The sequence below is a fragment of the Ornithinicoccus halotolerans genome, from assembly GCF_009602535.1.
Classification (GTDB): domain Bacteria; phylum Actinomycetota; class Actinomycetes; order Actinomycetales; family Dermatophilaceae; genus Ornithinicoccus; species Ornithinicoccus halotolerans.
In genome coordinates, this window is the sequence record NZ_WIQI01000155.1 from 1 (window position 1) to 4,474 (window position 4,474).

Here is a 4,474-nt window from a genome sequence, read left to right on the forward strand (position 1 = left end):
GATCTGCGCGGCGGGAGCCGGTCGCGCCGTTCCCGCACCCGTCGGGTGAGCGGCCGCCGGACGTGCCGGCCGGGCTGGTGCCCGGGCACGTGGCGATCGTGATGGACGGCAACGGGCGCTGGGCCAACGCCCGCGGGCTGCCGCGCACCGCCGGGCACGAGGCGGGGGAGGCGGCGCTGCTGGACGTCATCGCCGGGGCGATCGAGATCGGCGTGGGAACCGTGTCCGCCTACGCCTTCTCCACCGAGAACTGGCGGCGCTCCCCGGAGGAGGTGCGCTTCCTCATGGGGTTCAACCGGGACGTCATCCGGCGCCGCCGCGACGAGCTCGACTCCTGGGGGGTGCGCGTGGTCTGGTCCGGCCGGCGGCCTCGGCTGTGGCGCTCGGTGGTGCAGGAGCTGGAGGTGGCCCAGGAGCGCACCCGCGACAACGACGTCATCACCCTCAACTTCTGCGTCAACTACGGCGGTCGTGCCGAGGTGGGTGACGCCGTGCGGGCCATCGGCGAGCAGGTGGCGGCCGGGCGGCTGAACCCGGCCCGCATCGACGAGCGCACCGTCGCCCGGCACCTCTACCACCCGGGGCTGCCGGACGTGGACCTGTTCGTGCGCTCCTCGGGGGAGCAGCGCACCTCCAACTTCCTGCTCTGGCAGAGCGCCTACGCCGAGATGGTGTTCCTGGACACGCTCTGGCCCGACTTCGACCGGCGCGACCTGTGGCGGGCGATCGAGCTCTACGCCGGTCGCGACCGCCGCTACGGGGGCGCAGTGGACCGGTCCGCTACCACCGGTCGCCCGGGCTGACGGGCCGGGGACGCCCGGCCCCGCGGCTCAGGCCCGTGCTGCCGAGCAGTCTGCGCAGCGGCCGAACAGCTCCAGGGTGTGGCCCACGTCGGTGAAGCCGTGCTCGCCGGCGACCCGCTCGGTCCAGCGCTCGACGGCCGGACCCTCGATCTCGACGGTGCGCCCGCAGTCCCGGCAGACCAGGTGGTGGTGGTGTCCGGTGCTGCACATCCGGTAGACGGCCTCGCCGTCATCGGTGCGCAGCACGTCCACCTCACCGGACTCGGCCAGGGCGGTGAGGGTCCGGTAGACCGTGGCCAGCCCGACGGTGGAGCCCTCCTCGCGCAGCCGCGCATGCAGGTCCTGCGCGCTGCGGAAGTCCTCGCTGCGCTCGAGCTGGGCGGCCACGGCCGCCTGCTGCCGGGTCGGTCGCCTGCGGGACGTGCTCATGGTCTCCTCACCTCGTCCTGGCCGGTGCCGGACGCTGGTCGGCTGCCGCCCTCGTGGGCGTGCTCGTCGTAGTGGGCCCCGTGCGGGGCGTGCCGGTGCCCGTCGTGCAGGTAGTCGACGTGGTCACCGTGCCGGACGGGCTCGTGCCCGCACCCCGGGCCGTGCTCGTGGGGGTGGCGCTCGGCCACGCGGTGCCGGGCGGCAGCAACGCCGCGGACGATCCCGGCCGCGCCGGCGGTGACCAGGAACAGCCCGATGGCCAGCAGCACGATGGTGCCGCCGGTCGCGGTGTCGGCGTAGAAGCTGGTCACCACACCGCCGACCGAGGACAGCACGCCGAAACCGACCGCCCACCAGGTCGCGGAGCGGAAGCTGCGGGCGACCTGCTGCGCGGCGGCGTTCGGCACGATCATCAGCGCGCTGATCAGCAGCAGCCCGACCACCCGCATCGCCACCACCACGGTCACCGCGGTGAGCACGGACAGCAGCAGGTTGAGGGCGGTCACGGGCAGCCCGGTGGCCCGGGCGTACTCCTCGTCGCCGGCGACGGCGAACAACCGCTGCCGCAGCAGCATGGTCACGACCACGATGGCCCCGCTGAGCGCCGCGAAGATGACCAGGTCACCGGGAGTGGTGGTGGTGATCGCCCCGAACAGGTAACCGGTGAGGCTGGAGGTCTGGCTGCCCTCGACGCGGTTGATGATGACCACGCCGGCCGCGATGCCGCCGTAGAACATGACCGCCAGGGCCACGTCGCCGCTGGTGCGGCCCCGCATCCGGATCAGCTCGATCGCCACGCCGGCTGCCGCGGCCGCGACCAGGGCGGTCAGCACCGGCTGCTGGTCGGTCAGCACGCCGATGGCCACGCCGGCCAGCGCCACGTGCCCCATGCCGTCACCGATGAGGGAGAGGCGCCGCTGCACCAGGAAGATCCCGACCAGCGGCGCCGCCAGCCCGACCAGCAGCGCGGCCAGCAACGCGTACCGCATGAAGTCGAAGGCGAGGATCTCCATGCCCATCACCCCTCCCTGCGCTCGCGGGCCGAGAGCGGGGCGTCCAGCGGACCGGTCCCCAGCAGGCCGGGCGGCTCGGGCGCCAGCTCCTCGTCGTGGTGGTGACCGTGGCTGGCGGCCGAGGTCGCCGCGACCGCGTGCGCCTGGTGCTGGGCGTACCCCTTCGGGGTGCCGTCGAAAGTCACGTGCCCGGCGTCCATCTCCACGATCCGGTCCACCACGCCGCGCAGCGCCGCCAGCTCGTGGGTGACGACGACCATGGTCACACCGGTGGCGACGAGCCGCCGCAGCACCTGGCCGAGGACCAGCTGGCTCCCGGCGTCCACGCCGGCGGTGGGCTCGTCCATGATCAGCACCTCGGGCTGGGCGGCCAGGGCACGGGCGATGAGCACCCGTCGCTGCTGCCCACCGGAGAGGGTGGCGACGTCGGTCGTGGCCCGGTCGAGCAGCCCGACGGTCGCCAGCGCCTCCTCGACGGCCCGGCGGTCCTCCCGGCGCAGCGGCTGCCACCAGCGGCGGTGCGGGAGCCGGCCGGTCGTCACCACCTCGCGCACCGTGGAGCGCACCGAGCCGGAGAGGGTGTGCCGTTGCGGCACGTAGCCGAGCAGGGTGCGGCGACGGAAGTCCGCCAGCGGGGTGCCGAACAGCTCCGCCCGCCCGCCGAGGTGGTCGTTGAGGCCGAGCAGGCCACGCACCAGGGTGGACTTGCCCGAGCCGTTCGGGCCCAGCAGGGCGACCACCTCGCCTCGCCGCACCGTCAGGTCCAGCCCGGTCACCACCGGCCGGCCGGCGTAGCCAAAGGCGGCCGAGCGCAGCCGGACCACGGCCTCGGTGGCGCCGGTCACGCGCACCCCAGCCCGTCCTGGAGGGCGGCCAGGTTGGCGCGCATCACCTCGAAGTAGTCCGACCCGGGGGAGGCGTCCGTCAGTCCCTCGAGCGGGTCCAGCAGCAGCACCTGCGCGCCGGTCTCGGTGGCGACCGCCTCGGCGAGCTCCTCACCGAACAGCACCTCCCCGTAGACCGCGTCCACGCCGTGCTCCTCCACCTCCCGGGAGATCTCGGCCATCCGGGCCGGCGTCGGCTCGGCCTCCGGTGACAGGCCGGTGATGGCCACCTGCTGCAGGCCGTACCGGTCGGTCAGGTACCCGAACGCCGCGTGGGAGGTGACGACTGTATCGCTGGCGCAGTCGGCCAGCCCGGTCGCGAACTCCTCATCGAGGGCCTGCAGCCGCGTCATCATGGCCTCGGCGTTGTCCCGGTACTGCTCGGCGTGGTCGGGGTCCAGCTCGGCCAGCCGCTCGGCGACCGCGGTGGTGACGGCGCCGTAGCGCTCGGTGTCCAGCCAGAAGTGGGGGTCCTGGCCGCCCTGGTCGTGGGCGTGCCCGTCGCCCCCCTCGGCAGCGTGGTCGTGCCCGTCCGCCCCCTCCTCGGCAGCGTGGTCGTCCTCGTGCTCGTCGTGGCTGGCGTGGTCGTCGCCGGTGCCGGTCACGACCAGGTCGGCCGCGCCGGTGACGTCCAGGGAGCGGTCCGGTGCCTGCTGGGCGACGGCCTGGTCCAGCGCCGGCTGCATACCCGCCGCGTACACCACCAGGTCGGCGTCACCGAGCTCGGCGACGGTGCGGGGGCTGAGCTCGAGGTCGTGCGGGTCGACACCGGTGGCGGTCAGCGGCACCACCTCGACCAGCTCGCCGCCCACCTGCTCGACCGCGAACTCCAGCGGGTAGAAGCCGGCCGTCACCGTGAGGGAGCCGCCGGCCCCACCGGCCGCCTCGCCGGATCCTCCGGGCGCGCCCTCCCCGCAGCCGGCCAGCAGGGCACCGGCGGTCAGCAGCGCGGGCAGGAGGGCGCGGGAGCGGGTCATGGCCCCGAGTCTGTGCGATATTGATAATGATTGTCAAAGCAGGGTGGCTACTGGGGCAGCAACCTGGTGGTCGCGATCGCAACCACCAGCAGCAGCACCGCCAGCCGCATCAGCCGTTCGGTGCCGCGCAGGTGCGGCCAGGACAGGTAGAGCAGCCAGCCGATGACCAGCGCGGCCACGGCGACCGCGACCGCACCGACCGGTCCGCCCAGGAAGGAGCCGACCAGGATCAGGGTGAGCATGGTCAGGAACGGCAACCACGCCGGCAGGTCGGCCAGCCGCCGCAGCGCGGGGGTGCTGGCGCGCTCGACCGCCTGGCGGACCGCGCCCGGCGGGGTGGCCGCCGACGGCAACTCCTCCCGGCTGTC

6 protein-coding genes are annotated in these 4,474 nt (G+C 74.1%); 1 reads left to right on the plus strand and 5 read right to left on the minus strand.

Annotation, left to right across the window (positions count from 1 at the left end):
• A partial coding sequence (locus GFJ45_RS15195) for an isoprenyl transferase (protein WP_228387139.1) occupies positions 1 to 803 on the plus strand: 803 nt, incomplete at its 5' end.
• A gap of 27 nt (positions 804 to 830) precedes the next feature.
• On the opposite strand, the gene GFJ45_RS15200 is transcribed toward GFJ45_RS15195, so the two are convergent.
• The 5 genes from GFJ45_RS15200 to GFJ45_RS16530 all read right to left on the minus strand — a co-directional run.
• Positions 831 to 1,232, minus strand: a complete 402-nt coding sequence (locus GFJ45_RS15200) for a Fur family transcriptional regulator (protein ID WP_153398695.1) — start codon at positions 1,230 to 1,232, stop codon at positions 831 to 833.
• Positions 1,229 to 2,251, minus strand: coding sequence for a metal ABC transporter permease (locus tag GFJ45_RS15205; protein ID WP_228387141.1), 1,023 nt, complete (start codon positions 2,249 to 2,251; stop codon positions 1,229 to 1,231). Before GFJ45_RS15205 ends, GFJ45_RS15200 begins: the two co-directional genes overlap by 4 nt.
• Positions 2,251 to 3,090 carry a metal ABC transporter ATP-binding protein gene (locus GFJ45_RS15210; protein ID WP_228387143.1) on the minus strand — a complete coding sequence of 280 codons (840 nt, stop codon included), beginning with the start codon at positions 3,088 to 3,090 and terminating at the stop codon, positions 2,251 to 2,253. The genes GFJ45_RS15205 and GFJ45_RS15210 overlap by 1 nt, the downstream gene beginning before the upstream one ends.
• Positions 3,087 to 4,106 (minus strand): metal ABC transporter substrate-binding protein, encoded by a 1,020-nt coding sequence (locus GFJ45_RS15215; protein WP_153398699.1) that lies wholly within the window; start codon positions 4,104 to 4,106, stop codon positions 3,087 to 3,089. The genes GFJ45_RS15210 and GFJ45_RS15215 overlap by 4 nt, the downstream gene beginning before the upstream one ends.
• 47 nt (positions 4,107 to 4,153) lie before the next feature.
• A partial coding sequence (locus GFJ45_RS16530; protein WP_194288713.1) for a DUF6703 family protein occupies positions 4,154 to 4,474 on the minus strand: 321 nt, incomplete at its 5' end.

Excerpts from the sequence above, each read along its gene's own strand:
- GFJ45_RS15200 (WP_153398695.1), bottom strand. The coding sequence starts at position 1,232 with ATGAGCACGTCCCGCAGGCGACCGACCCGGCAGCAGGCGGCCGTGGCC.
- GFJ45_RS15205 (WP_228387141.1), bottom strand. The coding sequence starts at position 2,251 with ATGGGCATGGAGATCCTCGCCTTCGACTTCATGCGGTACGCGTTGCTG.
- GFJ45_RS15215 (WP_153398699.1), bottom strand. The coding sequence starts at position 4,106 with ATGACCCGCTCCCGCGCCCTCCTGCCCGCGCTGCTGACCGCCGGTGCC.